This window comes from Pseudomonas sp. KH_027 (assembly GCF_057838565.1).
The window spans coordinates 4,058,375-4,076,984 of record NZ_CM174470.1 but is presented as its reverse complement, the minus strand read 5'-3'; the positions used below and the strand labels follow the sequence as shown (position 1 = coordinate 4,076,984).

Here is an 18,610-nt window from a genome sequence, read left to right as displayed (position 1 = left end):
CTTGATGAGGAAAAACCGATGAGCCAAATACTCGATGATCTAGTGGCCTTGCTGAGCCTGGAGCAGATCGAGGAAAACCTGTTTCGCGGCGTCAGCCAGGATCTCGGTTTCCGTCAGTTGTACGGTGGTCAGGTGCTTGGCCAGTGCGTCTCCGCGGCGAGCCAGACGGTCGAGGAAGCGCGGCATGTGCACTCGCTGCATGGTTACTTTCTACGGCCGGGCGATGCCAGCCTGCCGGTGGTCTATCAGGTCGATCGGGTGCGCGATGGTGGCAGTTTCAGCACCCGGCGGGTAACGGCGATCCAGAAGGGCAAGCCGATTTTCACCTGCAGCGCCTCCTTTCAGTACGACGAAGAAGGCTTGCACCACCAATTGCAGATGCCCGAGGTGCCGGGGCCGGAAAACTTCAAGTCGGAAACCGAGCTGGCCCGTTTGTCGACGGCGACCATCCCGGAGCGCATGTTGGAGCGCGCTACCAGCCCCCAGCCGATTGAGATTCGCCCGGTAACCGACATCAACCCATTCGATCCGCAGGTCTGTGAGCCGGTCAAATATGTCTGGTTCCGCGCCGACGGCAACCTGCCGGATGAGCGCCAACTGCATAAATACCTGCTGGGCTACGCCACGGATTTCAACCTGCTGACCACCTCGATGCAGCCCCATGGCGTTTCGGTATTCCAGAAGTTCATGCAGGTCGCCAGCCTCGATCACTCGATCTGGTTCCACCATGACCTGCGCATGGACGACTGGCTGCTGTACGCCATGGACAGCCCCTGGTCGGGCAACGCCCGCGGCTTCGCGCGCGGCAGTATCTTCAACCGCGCCGGCCAGTTGGTGGCCTCGGTGGCGCAAGAAGGGCTGACGCGGGTGCGTGAGGACTGGAAGTGAAGCTGAGCGACGCCCGGCACTGGGTGTTCGACATGGACGGCACCCTGACGGTGGCCGTGCATGATTTCGACGCCATCCGCCGTGAGTTGGCCATCCCGGCGCTGGACGACATTCTCCATCATCTGGCGGCGCTGCCCGAGGATGAGGCGGCGGCCAAGCATGCCTGGCTGTTGGCCCATGAGCGCGAACTGGCGCACGCCTCTCGGCCGGCGCCTGGCGCCATCGAGTTGGTGCGCGAGCTGCATGCGCGCGGTTACCGGCTCGGCATCCTGACGCGCAATGCCCACGAGCTGGCGCTGTTGACGCTGGCGGCCATCGGCCTGGCAGACTGTTTCGCCAGCGGCGATGTGATCGGCCGCGACGAAGCGCCACCCAAGCCCGACCCCGGCGGTCTGCTGCAGCTGGCGCAGCAATGGGGCGTTGCCGCCAATGAACTGGTGATGGTCGGCGACTACCGCTTCGATCTCGATTGCGCCCGCGCCGCAGGCGCCCACGGCGTGCTGGTCAACCTGCCGGAAAACCCCTGGCCGGAGCTGACGGATGGCTTTGCTCGCGACTGTGCCGAGTTGCAACGCCTGCTGTTTCTTTGACGGCGATTGCTTCGTTCAGTGCTGCTGTCGGCCCTGGCGCACGCGGAGCGTAGCGAAGCCCCGCAGGCCCGTGCCCGTAGCATGATGAGCCAGGCAGCGGGCTGACGGGGCTCGGCTTACAGCCGGGTTGCCTTGAAGGTATCGCAGCGGTTGACCTGGCCGTTCTCGAACCCGGTGCTGAACCAGCGCATGCGCTGCGCCGAGCTGCCGTGGGTGAAGGAGTCGGGCACCACCTGGCCGCGTGCCTGCTTTTGCAGGCGGTCATCGCCAATCGCATTGGCGGCGGTCAGGGCTTCTTCCAGGTCGCCGGACTCCAGCCAGTCCAGTCGCTGCTGCGCATGGAAGGCCCAGACGCCGGCCAGGCAATCGGCCTGCAGCTCCTGGCGAACCAGCAAACCATTCGCGCCTTCGAGTTTCTCCCCGCGCTGGCGTGCGGCATTGACCATGGCTGAGACGCCGAGCAGGGTCTGCACATGGTGGCCGACCTCGTGGGCGATCACGTAGGCCTGGGCGAAGTCGCCGGCGGCGGAAAAGCGCTGGGCCATTTCGCGGAAGAAGTCGAGGTCCAGGTACACCTGGCGGTCACCGGGGCAGTAGAACGGCCCGGTTGCCGAAGAGGCGAAGCCGCAGGCCGAATTCACCCCGCCGCGAAACAGCACCAGGGTCGGGTCCTGGTATTGCTTGCCGGCCTGCTGGAAGATCGCCCGCCAGGTGTCTTCGGTATCGCCGAGCACGGCGCGGACGAATTCCGACTGCTCGTCGTTGGCCGCCGGCGCACGGCCCGTTTGCGGTTCTACGGTGCTGGTGGAGACGCCGGCCTGGCCGGCCAGTTGACCGAGAATCTGCATCGGGTCCTGGCCCGTCACCAGGCCGATCACCACGATGATGGCGACCGCGCCGAGGCTCAGGCCCTTGCCGCCGCCCATGCGCATGCCGCCACCGCCGCCGCTGTCGCGGGCGTCCACCACATTGTCGCTGCGTCGGGCTTTTTTCCAGAGCATTTGAGCGTTCCTCCTGATCCTTGGGGGTTGAGTGTCGTTGCTGCTTGCGAGAGGCGCCAGACCGGCCGTCAGCCGAGCTCGCTCACGCCGACCTGCAGCTCGGCACGTGCCAGCAGCTGCACACTGCCGCCCACGCGCACATGGCCGTCAGCGCCAACACTAACATCCAGCCGACTGGGGCGGTCAAGGAAACGGCCCTGGTTGAGGCTGAAGGCTTCGTCGGGCCGATGCAGGCCATGCCGCACCAGAAAGGCCGCGACCGGACCGGCGGCGCTGCCGGTGGCGATATCCTCGATCACGCCGAGCGGGTCCCAGGTGCGGCCTTCGTGGCCATCCACCTCCAGCAGAAAGACGAAAGCTGCGCCATGGACCGCCAATTCGCTATCGAGTGTGCGCCGTTGTTTGGCGCCTGCCAGGCCGCGAGCGGTGACCGGTAGGAGCAGGTAGGGCAGGCCGGTGCTGACCACCGTGGCCGGGTAGCGGTCATCCAGGTCGGCGGCACTCAACGAAAAAGCCTCGGCGACTAGCAGGGCTTGCGCGCGGCTGAGCGACGCAGCGAACTCGGCCTGACCCTGATCCATCTGCGCGTAAAAGCCCGAACCCTGCCGGCGTGTATGCAGGTGCACGCTTTTCGCCGCCAGGTGCAGCGTCCATTCGGCGGTTGCAGCCGGGCTGTACAGGTGATGCAGCAGGGCGGCCGCGCCGATGATCGGGTGGCCGGCGAAGGGCAGCTCCTCTTCCAGGGTGAAGATCCGCGCGGCGTATTCACCGGGGCCGGTGCCGGGCAGCAGGAAGAGCGACTCGAACTGGCGCAACTCCCGCGTCAGCGCCTGCATGGCGGCTGGCGACAGCGCGCGGGCGTCGGGGAAAACCGCCAGGCCGTTACCGGCCAGCGGGCGCTCGGCGAATACATCGAGTTGCCAGTAAACCAGTGGGGACATGGCGGCTCCGTGTAGCGTCAGTTGCCCGGGTAAGCAGTCAGCACCTGATCCGAGCCATCGCGGCTGAGGCCGATGACTTGATAGGCGTCCCGCACTTCCCCGCGTTCCATTCCGGGCGAGCCGGTGGGCATGCCGGGTACGGCGGCGCCGAGCAGGTCCGGCTGTTGCCGCAACTTGAGGATGTCCGCGGCGGGCACATGGCCTTCGACGAACTTGCCATCGATTACCCCGGTGTGGCAGGACGCCAGCCGATGTGGCACGCCGAGGCGGTTTTTCACCTCGGCCATGTTGTTCTCAACATGATCCGCGACCTTGAAGCCGTTGCTTTGCAGGTGGCTGATCCAAGCCTTGCAGCAGCCGCAGTTGGGGTCGCGATAAACGTCGATGGCAATCGGTTCGGCGGCTTGCAGCGCACCGGCAAACAGGGCGGTGAGCAGAATGAGGTGGCGCATGGCAGGGTTCCTTGGCAAACAGTCCGGCTAGCATAGCGGCGCGCGCGTGTCGGCCCAAGCGTCTGCCTGTTTCCTGATATGGCGGCGCGGCCTATCCTCCAGGCACCCTAACCGTGCCTGGAGATGTACTGATGCTGTTCGCCCGAATCCTGCTGGCCGTGCAAGCCCTGGTGTTGACCGGCTTTGGCCTGGCCTATTTCGTTCGCCCGCAGGAGATGGCCAATCTCAGCGGCATGTTGCTGATGCAGCCCGCAGCGATCACCGATGTGCGCGCCTACTATGGCGGCCTGCAACTGGGCTTGGCGGTGTTTCTGCTGTTGGCCACGGCGCGGCTCGAATTGGCCCGATCCGCCCTGACCCTGCTGGTGCTGCTCTATGCGGCGCTGGCGTTCGGGCGCATCGCCGGGCTGTGGCTGGATGGCGGCCTGCAGCAGACCTTCAATCTCTACGCGCTGCTGTTCGAGGCCGTGTCGGCGGGCTTGGCCTTTATGGCGCTGCGGGCGTTGCAGCGCGGCTAGTGGCCTGTGTGGCCAGTGCAATTCGTCAAGTTCGGCGCCTTGTCTCAGGACCCCAGGCATCCGCGCTTGAAGTAACCAACTCGCCGTACAGGCCACTGACGCTGCGTCGGGCCATGCTGGGCGCCCTTACTCTTTCCACGGTTTGAGCAGCATCTCGATGAACAGCTCGGCGGTGCTGGGGAGCGGTTCACCATCGCGGCGCACCAGGCCGATGGTTCGTTCGATATGCGGCGGCAGGTCGCGTGAGCACAGCGTCTCATGCTCGGAGCTGGGCATGGCCATGCGCGGCAGAATCGCCACGCCCAGCCCGCTCTCCACCAGGCCCAGCGACGTCGACAGGGGCTGCGCCCCGTAGAAACCGTTGAGGCGAATTCCAGCGTTTCACCTACAAGTGGGCGATCCTCACCTCGTTGGTGATTACCGCGCTCGCCTTGCTGACCGGCGCGCTGATCCTCTGGATCTGACGCCACTGCCGCATCCCGTTTCCTGAGCCTCGTCGTTTGCCGGGTGCGCCTTCGCGCCCAGGTGGACCGCGCGCGCCGACCAGAACAACAAGGACTCCGCGATATGCATACCCGCACTACCGCTCAGCTGACACTGGCCCTTGGCGGTCTGCTCGGATTTAGCGCACAGGCCGAAGCCGCCGGCTTCATCGAAGACAGCAAAGCCAGCCTGCAATTGCGCAACATCTACATCAATGAGGATTTTCGCCACGAGGCCGGCATGAGCAGCAAGGCTGCCGCCACCACGCCACCACGCCACCACGCCACCACGCCACCACGCAATCACGCAAGGAGGCATGGGCGCAGGGTTTTCTCCTCGATCTCCAGTCCGGTTACAGCGAAGGCCCATTGGGGCTGAGCCTGACCGGCGGCTACCTGGATGAATTCCGCATGCGCGACTCCAGCGACAACCGCTCGATCATCGCCGATGGTTATTCGGGCGACGAAGGCGAAGGCTTCTATTTCGCCGGCGCCGACTACAAGGCCGGCAAACAGCTGACCCTCAGTTACTACTACGGCGAACTGGAAGCGTTCTATCGCCAGCACTTCGCCGGTTTCATCCACACCCAGCCGCTGAGCGCAGGCACCCTGACCAGTGACCTGCGCTACTTCCGCAACCTGGGCGCAGGGGAGGCGCGCGGCGGCGAGCTGGACAGCCAGATGCTCAGCGGGCAACTGGCTTACAGCCGCGGCCGGGACGGCAACCGCATTTACCTGACCTATGACATCGCACTCTGGTGATCGCGCCGCTGAGGTTTGCGCCCCATCACCACGAGCCCTGAGCATGCATGTACGGGCGCTGCCCGGGCATGCCTGAAGTGCGCCGACCCACGTTTGCACGCGTCGGCGCGCGGCCCGATCGCCCACAAGGCGCAAGGGCTTTCCCTGATCGATGACCCTTGGCGGCTGGCAGCGGGGTGGCTAGCCACGCTCGCGAGGATGTCTTGACTACCCCCGTGCGCCCCGGATAGGGCTGGCCTCCTTATCGCCTGGTCAGTAGAACCCCTGACTCCATGTGGTGGGTGTAGGGGAACTGGTCGAACAGTGCGCAGCGTTCGACGCGGTGGGTGTCGTGCAACTGGGCAATGTTGGCGGCCAGGGTTTCCGGGTTGCAGGAAATGTACAGGATGTTGTCGAAGCGCCGGGTCAGCTCACAGGTGTCCGGGTCCATGCCGGCGCGCGGCGGGTCGACGAATACGCTGCCGAACTGGTAGCTCTTCAGGTCGATACCTTGCAGGCGGCGGAACGGGCGCACTTCATTCAAGGCTTCGGTCAGCTCTTCGGCCGAGAGGCGCACCAGGGTCACGTTGTCGACCTGGTTATCGGCGAGGTTGGCTAGCGCGGCGTTGACCGAGGTTTTGCTGATTTCCGTGGCCAGCACCTTGCGCACGCGGGTGGCCAGCGGCAGGGTGAAGTTACCGTTGCCGCAGTAGAGTTCAAGCAGGTCGTCCTGACGCTCGCCGAGGCTGTCGAAGGCCCAGTTGAGCATTTTCTGATTCACTTCGCCGTTGGGCTGGGTGAAGGCGCCTTCCGGTTGGCGATAGCTGAAGGTGCGCCCGGCGACCTGCAGCTCTTCCACCACATGGTCGCGACCGATCACCAGGCGCTGGCCGCGCGAGCGCCCGACCAGGCTGACGCCCAGTTCGCTGGCGAGCTGTTGCGCCGCCGCTTGCCAGTGCTCGTCCAATGGGCGGTGGTAGCAGAGGGTGATCAGCCCGTCGCCGGCCAGGGTGGTGAGGAACTCGACCTGGAACAGCTTGAAACTCAGCGCCGAGCTGGCCTGCCAGGCGGCTTTCAGCCGAGGCATCAGCTCATTGATGCGACGGCTGGCGATCGGGAAGTCGTCGAGCAGGATCGGCGTGCGGTTGTCGCCGGCGGCGAACATCGCATAGAAGCGCTCTTCGTTCTCCCGCCACAGGCGGAACTCGGTGCGCAGGCGGTAATGCTCGCGCGGCGAGTCGAAGACTTCCGGCTCCGGTGCCGCGAAGGGTGCGAGCAAGGCAACCAGGCGGGTTTTCTTTTCTTCCAGCTGGGCCATGTAGGTGGCCGGGTCGAACTGTGGGGCACTCATGGATAACTCATGTCGTTGTAGGGTGGATGACGCTGCATCCATCCACCTTGCGATGTGGCTGACGGTGGTGAGAGAGCACCACCGCCGTGTGCGGTATCGGTGGATGAGAACAGCGTCATCCACCCTACGAATCAGGCGTTGAACCAGCCCAGTTTAATCACGAACAGAATGGCGAGTATCACCAAGGCCGGGTTCAGCTCGCGCCAGCGGCCGGCCAGCAGCTTGATCGCGGCCCAGGCGATAAAGCCGAAAGCGATGCCGTTGGCGATGGAGAAGGTCAGCGGCATGGCCAGCGCGGTGATCACCACCGGGGCGGCGACGGTGATGTCGTCCCAGTCGATTTCCGCCAGGCCGGCGGTCATCAGCACGGCGACGAACAGCAGCGCCGGAGCGGTGGCGAAGGCCGGCACGCTACCGGCCAGCGGTGAGAAGAACAGCGCCAGGAGAAACAGGATGGCGACCACCACGGCGGTCAGGCCGGTACGCCCGCCAGCGCTGACGCCGGCAGCCGATTCGATGTAGCTGGTGGTGGTCGAGGTGCCCAGCACCGAGCCGACCATCGCGGCGCTGCTGTCGGCGATCAGCGCGCGGCCCATTTTCGGCATATAGCCGTCCTTGCGCATCAGACCGGCTTTTTTCGCCACGGCGATCAGGGTGCCGGAGTTGTCGAACAGGTCGACGAAGAGGAAGGCGAAGATCACGCTGATCAGGCCGATATCCAGTGCGCCCTTGATGTCCAGTTGCAGGAACGTCGGCGCCAGCGATGGCGGCAGCGACACCACCCCGCCGAACGTGGACACGCCCAGAGCGATGGCTGCGCCGGTGACGGCGAGGATGCCGATCAGCACTGCGCCCGTGACCTTGCGCGCCTCCAGGGCGACGATCAGGAAGAACCCGAGGATGGCCAGCAGCGGTTCCGGTTTGCTCAGGTCGCCCATGCCGACCAGCGTGGCCTTGTTGGCCACTACTATTCCGGCGTTTTGCAGGGCGATCAGGGCGAGGAACAGGCCGATGCCGGCGGCGATCGCCGAGCGCAGCTCCAGCGCGATGCTGTTGATGATCCATTCGCGGATCTTGAAGATCGACAGCAGGAAGAACATGCATGCCGAGAGAAACACCGCGCCGAGCGCCACCTGCCAGGTGTGGCCCATGTGCAGCACCACGGTGTAGGTGAAGAAGGCATTCAGACCCATGCCCGGCGCGAGGGCGATCGGGTAGTTGGCGATAAAACCCATGATCGCCGAGCCAATGGCCGCCGCCAGGCAGGTGGCGACGAACACCGCCCCCTTGTCCATGCCGGTTTCGCCGAGGATGCTCGGGTTGACGAAGAGGATGTAGGCCATGGTCAGGAACGTCGTCAGACCGGCGAGGATCTCGGTGCGCACTGTGGTGTTATGCGCGTTGAGTTGGAATAGTCTTTCCAGCATGGTGGGCTCCCCGTGGCGCACAGCGCCGTGAATATGCAGTCAGGCAGAAGCAAAGCACAGGCACTGTCGCAGCGCTGTTTTTCTGCCGGCCTGAAAAAAGGCGCGCATCATACCAGCTCACCCTGCGAGCTTGATCGGGGTGGATTGGATTTATGACCAGATGGACAGTTTTCGTTCTGCTTTTTTGGGAGAGTCAACATGACTGCTCGTGCCCTGCTCGCCGTTGCCGACGGCGTGGAAGACCTTGAAACCGTGACCCTGATCGACGTGCTGCGGCGCGCCGACATCGAACTGTTGGTGGCCAGCATCGAAAACCGGCGGATGCTGACCTGTGCCCGTGGCACCCGCCTGACCGCCGACGCCATGCTGGTCGACGTGCTGGCGCAGGAGTTCGATCTGATTGTCCTGCCGGGCGGCATGCCCGGCGCCCAGCACCTGGCCGATCACCAGCCCTTGGCCGAACGGGTGCGCGAGCACGCGGCGGCCGGCAAGCTGTTCGCCGGTATCTGCGCCGCGCCAGCCGTGGCCTTGCAGAGTTACGGGGTGCTCAAACAGCGGCGGATGACCTGCTATCCGGCGCTGAGCGACCGGCTTTCGGGCTGCACCTTCGTCGATCAGCCGGTGGTGGTGGATGGCAACTGCATCACCAGCCAGGGGCCGGGCAGCGCGATGGAGTTCGCCCTGACCCTGGTGGAGCAACTGGTGGGCAAAGGCAAGCGCAAAGAGGTCGCCAAGGCGCTGCTGGTATAGGTCTCTCTTTTTTCAGCCGAAAAGCGCAAACCTGTAGGCGCGGGCCATGCCCGCGAAACTTATGCTTCAAGGGCTTTCGCGGGCGTGGCCCGCTCCTCCGAAGAATCTACGGGTTGCTCGGCTCATGCAGCCGCTCGCGCTTGGCCAGGGTTGGGAACAGCTTGATCCAGGTGCCGGTGATCAGCAGGGTGCCGACGCCGCCCAGGACCACCGCCGGCACGGTGCCGAACCAGTGGGCGGTGAGGCCGGATTCGAATTCGCCGAGCTGATTCGAGGCGCCGATGAACAAGCCGTTCACCGCGCTGACCCGGCCACGCATGGCGTCCGGGGTTTCCAGTTGCACGAAGGCGCCACGGATCACCATGCTGATCATGTCGGCCGCACCGAGGATCGCCAGCACCAGCAGCGAGAACCAGAACGAGGTGGAGAGGCCGAAGGCGATGGTCGCCACGCCGAACACGCCGACTGCGGTGAACATGATCCGCCCGACGTTGCGCTCGATGGGAAAGCGCGCCAACCAGAAGGCCATCAGCAAGGCGCCCAGCGCCGGGGCCGAGCGCAGCAGGCCGAGCCCCCAAGGGCCGGTCAGCAGAATGTCCTTGGCGAACACCGGCAGCAACGCGGTGGCGCCGCCCAGCAGCACGGCGAACAGATCCAGCGAAATGGCGCCGAAGATATCGCGCCGGCTGCGAATGAAGCGGATACCGGCCAGCAACGAATGCAGCGACGGACGCTCCTGATTGAGCGGCTCCTGGCGCTTGGGCAGGCTCAGCATCAGCGCGCAGGCCAGGACATACAACAGGGCCGTGGGCGCATAGACCCAGAGGCTGCCGAAGGCATAGAGAAAACCGCCGAGGGCCGGCGCGGCGATGGTCGCGGTCTGCATCGCCGAAGCCGACGCGGCGACCGCGGCCGGGAACAGCGCGGTCGGCACCAGGCTCGGCAGCAGCGCCTGCGTCGCCGGCATCTCGAAGGCGCGGGCGCTGCCGAGCAGGAAGGCCAGCACGAAAATCATCTCGCGGGTGACCTCGCCGCTGGTACTGCCCAGCACCAAGGCAATGGCGATCAGCGCCTGTCCACCCTGGCAGAGCGCCGCCACCTTGCGCCGGTCGTAGCGATCGGCGACATGCCCGGTGTGCAGCATGAACAGCAGCCGTGGCAGAAACTCCACCAGGCCGACCCAACCCAAGTCCAGCACGTTGCCGGTCAATTGGTACATGTGCCAGCCGATGGCCACGGTGAGCATCTGGAAGCCGCTGGCGGTGCAGACGCGGGCCAACCAGAAGGCGATGAACGGGCGATGGTGACGCAGCAGGAGTTTGCCGTGGGTCGACATGCGGGAGGCTTCTTAACTTCGCTGGCTTGGGGTGCGTCAGGCTAGCACGCGCTCTAGAGCGGTGGGGTTGGATTAATCGAACACAGCGTTTTCTGCCTATCGAGGCAGAAAATGCTTTTGTCGCACCAAGGTACTTCGCTAGAATTGACTTTAAAGTCAGGTTTTCCCTCGGCTATTCTTCTATTCATCCCTTAAGCCTGAGGGGTGGATGTGCTCAACACTTCCATAATTTAACGGGGCAGGGTGCAACCCACTGCTCTGAGGATTCGGTATGTCTAACCGTGAATTCTCCCGGCGTGCCTTCTTGCAGGGCAGCATCATCGCCGGAGTCGGCGTGACGCTGGCGCCGCTCGGTAGCCGCGCGTTCGCCGCTTTGTTTGAAGAACAGGTCACCACCAGCCCGCAGCCGTGGTTCACCGCCGGAGGGCAGGCGCGGGCACGCATCGATGGGGTCTCCAAGGCTTGCGGTGCCAAGGTCTTCGCCCGCGACATCCGCGCCAAGGATATGCCTGGCTGGCCGACCCAGCAGGGCCACGCCATGCTGCTGAAAGCGACCAGGGCAGACCATCTCTACGCCGGTTTCGACCTGTCGATGCTGGCTGCGGGGCTGCAGCCGGACCGCATCGTCACCGCCGCCGACCTGCAGAAAGACGGCATCGCCTGGCCCGCATCCCATGGCCCTGATCCGTTCCTGCCGGAAGGCCAGGTGCCGATGTTCATCGGCCACCCGGTGGCGCTGTTGATCTGGAAGGACTTCGAGCGCTTCCGCCAGGCCAAGAACACGCTCAAGTTCAATGACAAGGTGATCCGCTACGGCGCCAAGGCCGAGCCGTACCAGACCGACCCCTATGGCAGCTTCCGCTACGTTCGGGTTGGCGGCGACAACCCCTTTGCCGATGACACCTTCTCCAGCCTCAAGGACAGCATGCTGTTCCCGCTGATCCGTGAACGTAAGCCGGTCTGGAGCCAGCAAGCCAAAATCAATGGCGACCTGACCGAGCAAGGCCTGTATTACGCCGAGCAGATGCGCGCACAGCTGGCGTCGCCGCCGGATGATTGGCTGGTGTTCGATGAACGCTACCGCACCCAGTCCGTCGAGCCGGCCGCCCTTGAGGCTGATAATGGCAACGGCTGGTTCGATCCGCAGACCAGGACGCTGCACTTCGTGGTCGCCACTCAGTGCCCGTTCGAAGTCGCCGAGCAGACCGCGCACATGCTCGCGCCGTCGCAGTTCGGCGTCGCCAAGCTGAACCTGCACCCGGGTTACACCGTCGGTTACGGCTCCAAGGACAACAACATCTTTGTGTTCTATGCCGCCCTCGCGGCCATGTACGGCGCCGGGGTGCCGGTGCGCCTGGCGAATGACCGCTACGAGCAGTTCCAGAGCGGCATCAAGCGCCACCCTTTCGACATGCACTATCAACTGGCGGTGAACAAACAGGACCACAGCTTCCAGATTTTCCGCGCCCACATGGACGTCGATGGCGGCGGCCGCGCCAACTACAGCTCTTCGGTCGCGGCGGTGGGGGCCACTGCGGCGCAGTCGATCTATTACCTGCCGCGTAGCGATCTGGCGGCCACCGCCTACCATTCGCGCGGTGTCGAGGCCGGCTCCATGCGCGGCTACGGCACCCTGCAGACCATGGCCGCGACCGAGATGATGGTCGATGAACTGGCCGAGCGGCTGGATATCGACGCCATCGAATTGCGCAGGAAAAACGTGTTCAAAACCGGGATGAAGAACACCCAAGGCGCGATCCCGGCCGGGGCGCTGCGTCTTGAAGAAATTCTCGATAAAGCCGCCCAGCACGAGCTCTGGAAAACCCGGGTCGAGCGCAAGCAGAAGTCCGACAGGGAGGACCCGGATCATCTCTACGGCGTTGGTTTCGCCATCTGCCAAAAGGACTTCGGCACCGGTTCCGAATCGCCGCTGGCCAGCGTCGAATTCAGTGCCGAGGGCAAGGTCAAGCTGCGCCATGTCGGCATCGACATGGGCACCGGCATGGCCACTGCCCAGGCGTTGCTGGTGGCCGACTTCCTCGGTCACCCGGCCGATGAAATCAAAACCGGCGAGACCGACTGGGCCGAGCTGGCGCTGACCACCAGCGGCAACCCCTACATCATCAGCCAGGCCGACCAGGACGCGGCGCTGAGGAACCCGCGCTGGGTCGGCAAGCTGGCTTCGCCGTCCTCGGCGACCAACTCGGCGTATTACTCCGGCCACGCCACCCGAGAGGCGGCACGGGTGCTGTTCAACCACGGCTTGTGGCCCGCGGCGCTGAGCATCTGGGGCCAGGGGATTTTCGGTGGCGCGGCCAACCCCTATGTGGTGCGCCGCGAGGACGCGCATTGGGTCGAGGGCAGGCTGACGGCGGGCGGCATGCAGCCGATTGCCTTCGAGGTGCTGGCGAAAAAAGCCCACGAACTGGGCCTGGTCACCGCTGCCAGCGTGCACGGCTTCAACCGTTGGAGCTGGGCCACTGCCGAGTTCGAGATCAATGGCCAGCGCGAAAGCGTGCCGCTGGATGCACTCGCGGTGAAATATGGCGATGGCGCCGAGATCGCCAAGAAGTCGCAGATGAGGACCCAGGGCTATCACCTGCTCGACCGCGTGGCGGTGAACTACCCGGTCACCCAGCTGAATAACGCCATGGTCACCTACTACAGCCCGGTCGCCACCTTGGTCGAGGTCAAGGTCAATCGCGGCAGTGGCGAGGTCAAGGTGCTCAGTCACCACTCCTGGCTCGAATGCGGCCGGGTGATCGTGCCGGAGCTGGTGCTCGGGCAGTTGGAGGGGGGCGTGGCCATGGGGATCGGTCATGCCTTGCTGGAAGAAATGCCGCTGTATGAAGGTGGCCCGGGCGAGGGCACCTGGAACTTCAACCGTTACCAGCTGCCACTGGCCAAGCATGTGGCGGTGTGGACGCAGACGGCGGAAATTTTGCCGCCGCTGTCCCCCAGCGACCCGGCCAAGGGCATCGCCGAGGTGGTGATGATCCCCGTGGTGGGCGCCCTCGTTAATGCCATTGCGCATGCCACCGGCAAGCGTTTGCGCGACCTTCCCGTTTCTCCCGCGCGTATCAAGGAGGCCCTCAATGGCTAACCGCCCGCTGAGCATGACCATCAACGGACAAGCCGTCGGCCCTGTCGAAGTGGCGGACGATTTGATGATGATCGACTTTCTGCACGAATACCAAAACCTCACCGGCTCGCGCCTGGGCTGCGGCCAGGGCGTCTGCCATGCCTGCGTGGCGATATTGGATAAACCGGACGGCAGCAGTGAGGAAATCCGCACCTGCATCACCGGCGCGCATTTCTTTGAAGGCAAGAAGGTCCGCACCATCGAAGGCCACGCCAAGCTCGATGCAAATGGCGCGGTGCAGCAGATGAACCCGATCCAGCAGAAATTCGTCGACCAGTTCAGCTTCCAATGCAGCTATTGCGCGCCGGGCTTCGTCAATGCGGCCACGGTGCTGGTGGAAAAACTGCAGCGCCAGCCGATCAAACGCAGCCAGCTGGAGGGCGAGATCGAGGGCGCCCTCGGCCACCACATCTGCCGCTGCACCGGCTATGTGCGCTACTACACCGCGACGCGTGCGGTGATCGAAGATCTTGGCCTGGTCAAGGAGGGCTGAGCATGAGGATCTTACTGATCGGCGCCGTCTTGTTATTGCCGCTGGCCGCCCAGGCGGCGGACAAGGAACTGATCGAGCGCGGCCAATACCTGGCCCGCGCGGCGGACTGCGTGGCCTGCCACAGCATCGAAGGCGGCGCCGACTATGCCGGCGGTCTGCCGCTGGCTTCGCCATTCGGCACCATCTACGGCACCAACATCACTCCGGACCTGGAGCATGGCATCGGCCACTACAGTGCCGACGACCTGTTCAATGCGCTGACCGAGGGCAAGCGGCCGGACGGCAGCAAGCTCTACCCGGCGATGCCTTACACCTCCTACCACCTGATCAAGCGCGAAGATTCCGATGCGATCTACGCCTACCTGATGAACCTGGAACCGATCGCCAAACCCAGCCCGCAAACCAGCCTGAGCTTTCCGTTCAATCTGCGTTTCGGCCTGGCGTTCTGGAACATGATTTACAAGGATCGGGTGCAACTGCAGCCGGCCGAGGGCAAGAGCGAGGCCTGGCAACAAGGCCAGTATCTGGTCGAAGTGCTCGGCCACTGCGGTGAATGCCATACCCCGCGCAGCATCAGCGGTGCGCTGGAGCAGGACAAACGCTTGCAGGGTGGCGAATTGCTCGGTTACCAGGCGCCCAGCCTGCTGGCTGAAGACTTGGCCGCCCGCGGCTGGAACCCGGCGGATCTGGCGACCTTCCTCAAATATGGCATGAGCGCCCAGGGCTCGATGTTCAACGAGATGTTCCCGGTATTCCACCACAGCTCCCAGCACTTGCCGCTGACCGATCACCAGGCCATGGCCACCTTTCTGCTGGGCGATCAACCACCGCCGGCCAAACAGCTGGTGCCGCCGCCGCTGGCCCAGCTCAGCGACAGCGCCAAGCTGGGCCGTCAGGAATACCTCAACGTCTGCGCCGGCTGCCATGGTGGCAATGGCGAGGGCGTGCCGCATGTGGCGGTGGCGATGAACGGCAATACCACCCTGCGTCTGGATGACCCGCGCAACCTGCTGCGGGTGATCGATGACGGCATCCATGCCCAGCAGTTCACTGGCTTTGAGCGTATGCAGCCGATGCCGGGCTTCGTCGACAAACTCAGCGCTGAGCAACTGAGCGATCTGCTCAATTACCTGCGCGAAAGTTGGGGCGGCGTGCCGGGCGACCTCAGCAGCGCACGGGTAACCGAGCTGCGCGCCGCGGCGGAGCACTAAGGTGCAGCACCTCGACCTGCTTGTCGTGCGTCAGGCGCTGGCCTGGTCGCTGGCCGGCCAGCGCGTGTGGCTGTGCACGGTGCTGTTCACCTACGGTTCGGCGCCGCGTGCGCCGGGATCGCTGTTGGCGGTGAACGCGGCGGGCAAATGGATCGGCTCATTGTCCGGGGGCTGTGTCGAAGAGGACTTTCTCGAACGGCTGGCCGAGGGCGCCTTTCCCGAACCCGTGACGCTGGTGCGCTATGGCGACGGCAGCGACCAACGTGCGCAGGTGAGTTTGCCCTGCGGTGGCGTACTGGAAGTGCTGGTGGAGAACCTCGCCGCCGATTGCGCGGTGCAGGCCCATTTGCGCGAGTTGGAAGGCGCCTTGCTCGGTCAGCGCCGGTTGATCCGGGAGATCGCTCTGCCGCAGGGCACGTGGCGGCTGCTGGATGATCGGGCACAGGGGCCGAGGGTCGAGCGCCAGCCAGACTGCCTGCGCATCCGCATTGGCGCCGCCCAGCGCTTGCTGTTGGCCGGCTATTCCAGTGTGACCCAGGTGTGCGCCGAGTTCGGCAAGGCCCTGGGTTTCGAGGTGGTGCTCTGCGACCCGCGTGATGACGTGCTCGAGGGGGTCGATTTGCCGGGTGTGGAAATCCGCCGCGAACTGCCCAGCAAAGTGATCGCCGCCGGCGGCTGCCACACCGACACCGCCGTGGTGGCGCTGACCCACGACCCACGGATCGACGACCTGGCAATGATCGAGGCGGTACGCAGCGAGGCTTTCTATATCGGCGTGATGGGCTCGCGCCTGACTACCCAGAAACGCTTCGAGCGGTTGCGGCGCTCGGGCGGCCTGAGCGAACTCGAGATTGCTCGTATCCAGGCGCCAATTGGTTTGAACCTCGGCAGCAAGACCCCGGCGGAAATCGCCCTGGCAGTGCTCGCCGATATCGTCCGGGTGCGCAATGGCATCGGCCGCGAGCAGTTATAGCCGACAACCTGCGGAGCGCCTTTTGTTTGAGCCGCTGCGGCCTACACTTCAGTCATGTCATGAGTGAAATCGCCATGCCCACCAGCCCTCCCGTCATCGCCCTGATTCTCGCCGCCGGTCGCGGCCGGCGCTTTGGCAGTGACAAGCGCTGCGCCAGCCTGGCCAATGGCGCGGGGTTGCTGGCCACGACCGTGGCGTTGGCCGAGCGCTGTTTTGCCGAGGTTTATGTGGTGCTGCGCCCGGAGGACGATCCGCAGGTCTTGGGCCTTGGCGCCGGAGTACGCTTGGTGCGTTGTGCGGCGGCCGATCTGGGCATGGGCCACAGCCTGGCCGCCGGCGTGCGCGCGGTGGCCGGGCTGCGCTGCCGGGCGGTGGCGGTTTTGCTCGGCGATATGCCGTGGATCGCCGAGGCCAGCCTGCAGCGCCTGGCGCAAGCCGCCGACGCCGAGCGCATCGTGTTCCCCCTGTATGCCGGCGAGCGTGGCCACCCGGTGCTCTTCGGTCGGCGTTACTGGCTGGAGCTGCAAGCGCTGAGCGGCGATCAGGGCGCCAAGAGCGTGCTGGCCGCCCATGAGGAAGCCTGGTTCGGCATCGAGCTGAACGATCCGGGCGTGCTGCGCGATGTGGATACGCCCGCGGCGCTGGTCGGCGACTGACGGCGCTGCGCGACAATCGACCACAGCGGCACGCCGGGCACAAAGCGCTACTCTTTAAACGCTGATTGATCCACGTCAATACCCGCTTTTCGGCTTGCGTGGTGGCCTCTGCGGCCGGTGATCCAGCTCGAACTCCGTCGAATAAGAACAACCCCTTGGCGCCGCACTCCACGACTCGGAGCTGCTGGCCAGCGCGTGCCCGTACAACCTGATTGAGGATGTCCCATGTTCGGCTTAGAGGCTCTGGATCTGGCCCGAATGCAGTTTGCGTTCACCATTTCCTTCCATATCATCTTCCCGGCGATCACCATCGGCCTGGCCAGCTACCTGGCGGTGCTGGAAGGCCTGTGGTTGAAAACCCATGAGGAGGTCTATCGTGACCTCTATCACTTCTGGTCGAAGATATTCGCCGTCAACTTCGGCATGGGCGTGGTTTCCGGGCTGGTGATGGCCTATCAGTTCGGCACCAACTGGAGCGCGTTTTCCGACTTCGCCGGCGCCGTCACCGGGCCGTTGCTGACCTACGAAGTGCTGACCGCGTTCTTCCTCGAAGCCGGCTTTCTCGGCGTCATGCTGTTTGGCTGGAACCGTGTCGGCCCGGGTCTGCACTTCTTCGCGACGGTGATGGTGGCGATCGGCACCTTGATCTCGACCTTCTGGATTCTCGCCTCGAACAGCTGGATGCAGACCCCGCAGGGCTTTGAAATCATCGACGGCCGGGTAATCCCGGTGGACTGGCTGGCGGTGATTTTCAATCCGTCCTTCCCCTACCGCCTGCTGCACATGGCCACCGCCGCGTTCCTGGCGACGGCGTTCTTCGTCGGTGCCTCGGCGGCCTGGCATCTGCTGCGCGGGCGGGACAACCCGGCGATCCGCCGCATGCTGTCGATGGCCATGTGGATGGCCTTGATTGTCGCCCCGATTCAGGCGGTGATCGGTGATTTCCACGGTCTCAATACGCTGAAACACCAGCCGGCGAAAATTGCCGCGATCGAGGGGCACTGGGAAAACGTCGGCGACGAGCCGACTCCGCTGATCCTGTTCGGCTGGCCGGACATGCAGGCCGAGGAAACCCGCTTCAAGCTGGAGATTCCCGCCCTTGGCAGCCTGATCCTGACCCACAGCCTGGATCGGCAGGTGCCGGCGCTGAAGGAGTTTCCGCCAGAAGACCGGCCCAACTCGACCATCGTCTTCTGGTCGTTCCGGATCATGGTCGGCCTCGGCATGCTGATGATCTTCACCGGGCTCTGGAGCCTCTGGCTGCGCGCCCGTGGCGGCCTCTACCAATCCAAACCCTTCCTTTATCTGGCGTTGTGGATGGGGCCGTCCGGCTTGATCGCGATCCTCGCCGGCTGGTTCACCACCGAGGTCGGGCGTCAGCCCTGGGTGGTGTACGGCCTGATGCGTACCGCGGATGCCTCATCCGGGCACAGCTTCGCGCAGATGAGCCTGACCCTGAGCTTGTTCGTGGTGGTGTACTTCGCGCTGTTCGGGGTCGGCCTCGGCTACATGCTGCGCCTGGTGCGCAAAGGCCCGGTCACCGATGAAGGCAAGGAGCAGGGCAGTGGTGGGCCTGGGCAGCAACGCACGCCGGCGCGGCCGCTGTCCGCCGCCGCCGAAGGGCTGGACGACGACAACGCAAGCGAGAGGAACTGACC

At 64.7% G+C, this 18,610-nt stretch carries 18 protein-coding genes and 1 pseudogene; 12 read left to right on the top strand and 7 right to left on the bottom strand.

Annotated features, from left to right (window positions below):
• Nucleotides 1-18 precede the first annotated feature (18 nt).
• Both tesB and AC3IYG_RS19025 read left to right on the top strand, forming a co-directional pair.
• Complete coding sequence (gene tesB / locus AC3IYG_RS19030; protein ID WP_489311073.1) at nucleotides 19-888, top strand: acyl-CoA thioesterase II; 870 nt, start codon at nucleotides 19-21, stop codon at nucleotides 886-888.
• The gene (locus tag AC3IYG_RS19025; protein WP_489311072.1) at nucleotides 885-1,478 is read left to right on the top strand and encodes an HAD family hydrolase; all 594 of its coding nucleotides are present in this window, start codon (nucleotides 885-887) and stop codon (nucleotides 1,476-1,478) included. Before tesB ends, AC3IYG_RS19025 begins: the two co-directional genes overlap by 4 nt.
• Before the next feature lie 116 nt (nucleotides 1,479-1,594).
• Here the strand turns inward: AC3IYG_RS19025 and ypfJ are convergent, their stop codons facing one another.
• The 3 genes from ypfJ to AC3IYG_RS19010 all read right to left on the bottom strand — a co-directional run bounded on the left by ypfJ (nucleotide 1,595) and on the right by AC3IYG_RS19010 (nucleotide 3,872).
• On the bottom strand, nucleotides 1,595-2,479 hold the full coding sequence (gene ypfJ / locus AC3IYG_RS19020; protein WP_489311070.1) for a KPN_02809 family neutral zinc metallopeptidase: 885 nt from the start codon (nucleotides 2,477-2,479) through the stop codon (nucleotides 1,595-1,597).
• Between the two features lie 68 nt (nucleotides 2,480-2,547).
• Nucleotides 2,548-3,420, bottom strand: coding sequence for a PhzF family phenazine biosynthesis protein (locus AC3IYG_RS19015; RefSeq protein ID WP_489311068.1), 873 nt, complete (start codon nucleotides 3,418-3,420; stop codon nucleotides 2,548-2,550).
• 17 nt (nucleotides 3,421-3,437) lie between these two features.
• Nucleotides 3,438-3,872, bottom strand: a complete 435-nt coding sequence (locus AC3IYG_RS19010; protein ID WP_489311066.1) for a DUF411 domain-containing protein — start codon at nucleotides 3,870-3,872, stop codon at nucleotides 3,438-3,440.
• A gap of 131 nt (nucleotides 3,873-4,003) precedes the next feature.
• Here AC3IYG_RS19010 and AC3IYG_RS19005 point away from each other — a divergent pair, with 131 nt between their 5' ends.
• The gene (locus AC3IYG_RS19005; RefSeq protein WP_489311064.1) at nucleotides 4,004-4,390 is read left to right on the top strand and encodes a DUF4345 domain-containing protein; all 387 of its coding nucleotides are present in this window, start codon (nucleotides 4,004-4,006) and stop codon (nucleotides 4,388-4,390) included.
• A gap of 126 nt (nucleotides 4,391-4,516) precedes the next feature.
• Here AC3IYG_RS19005 and AC3IYG_RS19000 read toward each other — a convergent pair whose 3' ends face one another.
• Entirely contained in the window at nucleotides 4,517-4,708 is a 192-nt protein-coding gene (locus tag AC3IYG_RS19000) for a LysR substrate-binding domain-containing protein (RefSeq protein ID WP_489311062.1), read from the bottom strand.
• A 249-nt stretch (nucleotides 4,709-4,957) separates the two neighbouring features.
• Between AC3IYG_RS19000 and AC3IYG_RS18995 the strand changes: the two are divergent.
• Nucleotides 4,958-5,083 (top strand): annotated as a pseudogene (locus AC3IYG_RS18995) (outer membrane porin, OprD family); the annotation flags it as partial.
• Between the two features lie 158 nt (nucleotides 5,084-5,241).
• A complete protein-coding gene (locus tag AC3IYG_RS18990) occupies nucleotides 5,242-5,634 on the top strand; it encodes an OprD family outer membrane porin (protein ID WP_489311060.1) in 393 nt (130 codons plus the stop codon).
• Between the two features lie 241 nt (nucleotides 5,635-5,875).
• On the opposite strand, the gene trmA is transcribed toward AC3IYG_RS18990, so the two are convergent.
• On the bottom strand, nucleotides 5,876-6,964 hold the full coding sequence (gene trmA, locus AC3IYG_RS18985; RefSeq protein ID WP_489311058.1) for a tRNA (uridine(54)-C5)-methyltransferase TrmA: 1,089 nt from the start codon (nucleotides 6,962-6,964) through the stop codon (nucleotides 5,876-5,878).
• 131 nt (nucleotides 6,965-7,095) lie between these two features.
• Nucleotides 7,096-8,391 (bottom strand): NCS2 family permease, encoded by a 1,296-nt coding sequence (locus AC3IYG_RS18980; RefSeq protein WP_489311057.1) that lies wholly within the window; start codon nucleotides 8,389-8,391, stop codon nucleotides 7,096-7,098.
• A 198-nt stretch (nucleotides 8,392-8,589) separates the two neighbouring features.
• Between AC3IYG_RS18980 and AC3IYG_RS18975 the strand changes: the two genes are divergently transcribed.
• On the top strand, nucleotides 8,590-9,141 hold the full coding sequence (locus tag AC3IYG_RS18975; protein ID WP_489311056.1) for a DJ-1 family glyoxalase III: 552 nt from the start codon (nucleotides 8,590-8,592) through the stop codon (nucleotides 9,139-9,141).
• 106 nt (nucleotides 9,142-9,247) lie between these two features.
• Here the strand turns inward: AC3IYG_RS18975 and AC3IYG_RS18970 are convergent, their stop codons facing one another.
• A complete protein-coding gene (locus tag AC3IYG_RS18970) occupies nucleotides 9,248-10,477 on the bottom strand; it encodes an MFS transporter (RefSeq protein ID WP_489311054.1) in 1,230 nt (409 codons plus the stop codon).
• Between the two features lie 271 nt (nucleotides 10,478-10,748).
• Between AC3IYG_RS18970 and AC3IYG_RS18965 the strand changes: the two genes are divergently transcribed.
• The 6 genes from AC3IYG_RS18965 to AC3IYG_RS18940 all read left to right on the top strand — a co-directional run bounded on the left by AC3IYG_RS18965 (nucleotide 10,749) and on the right by AC3IYG_RS18940 (nucleotide 18,608).
• Nucleotides 10,749-13,580: a xanthine dehydrogenase family protein molybdopterin-binding subunit gene (locus tag AC3IYG_RS18965; protein ID WP_489311052.1), complete on the top strand. Its 2,832-nt coding sequence runs from the start codon at nucleotides 10,749-10,751 to the stop codon at nucleotides 13,578-13,580.
• Nucleotides 13,573-14,112: a (2Fe-2S)-binding protein gene (locus AC3IYG_RS18960; RefSeq protein WP_489311051.1), complete on the top strand. Its 540-nt coding sequence runs from the start codon at nucleotides 13,573-13,575 to the stop codon at nucleotides 14,110-14,112. Before AC3IYG_RS18965 ends, AC3IYG_RS18960 begins: the two co-directional genes overlap by 8 nt.
• Before the next feature lie 2 nt (nucleotides 14,113-14,114).
• Entirely contained in the window at nucleotides 14,115-15,323 is a 1,209-nt protein-coding gene (locus AC3IYG_RS18955) for a cytochrome c (protein ID WP_489311049.1), read from the top strand.
• 1 nt (nucleotide 15,324) lies between these two features.
• Nucleotides 15,325-16,296, top strand: coding sequence for an XdhC family protein (locus tag AC3IYG_RS18950; RefSeq protein ID WP_489311047.1), 972 nt, complete (start codon nucleotides 15,325-15,327; stop codon nucleotides 16,294-16,296).
• Between the two features lie 59 nt (nucleotides 16,297-16,355).
• Nucleotides 16,356-16,952 (top strand): nucleotidyltransferase family protein, encoded by a 597-nt coding sequence (locus AC3IYG_RS18945; RefSeq protein ID WP_489311045.1) that lies wholly within the window; start codon nucleotides 16,356-16,358, stop codon nucleotides 16,950-16,952.
• A gap of 225 nt (nucleotides 16,953-17,177) precedes the next feature.
• Nucleotides 17,178-18,608 (top strand): cytochrome ubiquinol oxidase subunit I, encoded by a 1,431-nt coding sequence (locus AC3IYG_RS18940; protein WP_489311043.1) that lies wholly within the window; start codon nucleotides 17,178-17,180, stop codon nucleotides 18,606-18,608.
• Nucleotides 18,609-18,610: the final 2 nt, after the last annotated feature.

Bases quoted from the DNA above. Each gene is read 5' to 3' on its own strand.
- tesB (WP_489311073.1), top strand. From the start codon at position 19: ATGAGCCAAATACTCGATGATCTAGTGGCCTTGCTGAGCCTGGAGCAG.
- ypfJ (WP_489311070.1), bottom strand. From the start codon at position 2,479: ATGCTCTGGAAAAAAGCCCGACGCAGCGACAATGTGGTGGACGCCCGC.
- AC3IYG_RS19015 (WP_489311068.1), bottom strand. From the start codon at position 3,420: ATGTCCCCACTGGTTTACTGGCAACTCGATGTATTCGCCGAGCGCCCG.
- AC3IYG_RS19010 (WP_489311066.1), bottom strand. From the start codon at position 3,872: ATGCGCCACCTCATTCTGCTCACCGCCCTGTTTGCCGGTGCGCTGCAA.
- AC3IYG_RS19005 (WP_489311064.1), top strand. From the start codon at position 4,004: ATGCTGTTCGCCCGAATCCTGCTGGCCGTGCAAGCCCTGGTGTTGACC.
- trmA (WP_489311058.1), bottom strand. From the start codon at position 6,964: ATGAGTGCCCCACAGTTCGACCCGGCCACCTACATGGCCCAGCTGGAA.
- AC3IYG_RS18980 (WP_489311057.1), bottom strand. From the start codon at position 8,391: ATGCTGGAAAGACTATTCCAACTCAACGCGCATAACACCACAGTGCGC.
- AC3IYG_RS18975 (WP_489311056.1), top strand. From the start codon at position 8,590: ATGACTGCTCGTGCCCTGCTCGCCGTTGCCGACGGCGTGGAAGACCTT.
- AC3IYG_RS18970 (WP_489311054.1), bottom strand. From the start codon at position 10,477: ATGTCGACCCACGGCAAACTCCTGCTGCGTCACCATCGCCCGTTCATC.
- AC3IYG_RS18965 (WP_489311052.1), top strand. From the start codon at position 10,749: ATGTCTAACCGTGAATTCTCCCGGCGTGCCTTCTTGCAGGGCAGCATC.
- AC3IYG_RS18960 (WP_489311051.1), top strand. From the start codon at position 13,573: ATGGCTAACCGCCCGCTGAGCATGACCATCAACGGACAAGCCGTCGGC.
- AC3IYG_RS18955 (WP_489311049.1), top strand. From the start codon at position 14,115: ATGAGGATCTTACTGATCGGCGCCGTCTTGTTATTGCCGCTGGCCGCC.
- AC3IYG_RS18945 (WP_489311045.1), top strand. From the start codon at position 16,356: ATGAGTGAAATCGCCATGCCCACCAGCCCTCCCGTCATCGCCCTGATT.
- AC3IYG_RS18940 (WP_489311043.1), top strand. From the start codon at position 17,178: ATGTTCGGCTTAGAGGCTCTGGATCTGGCCCGAATGCAGTTTGCGTTC.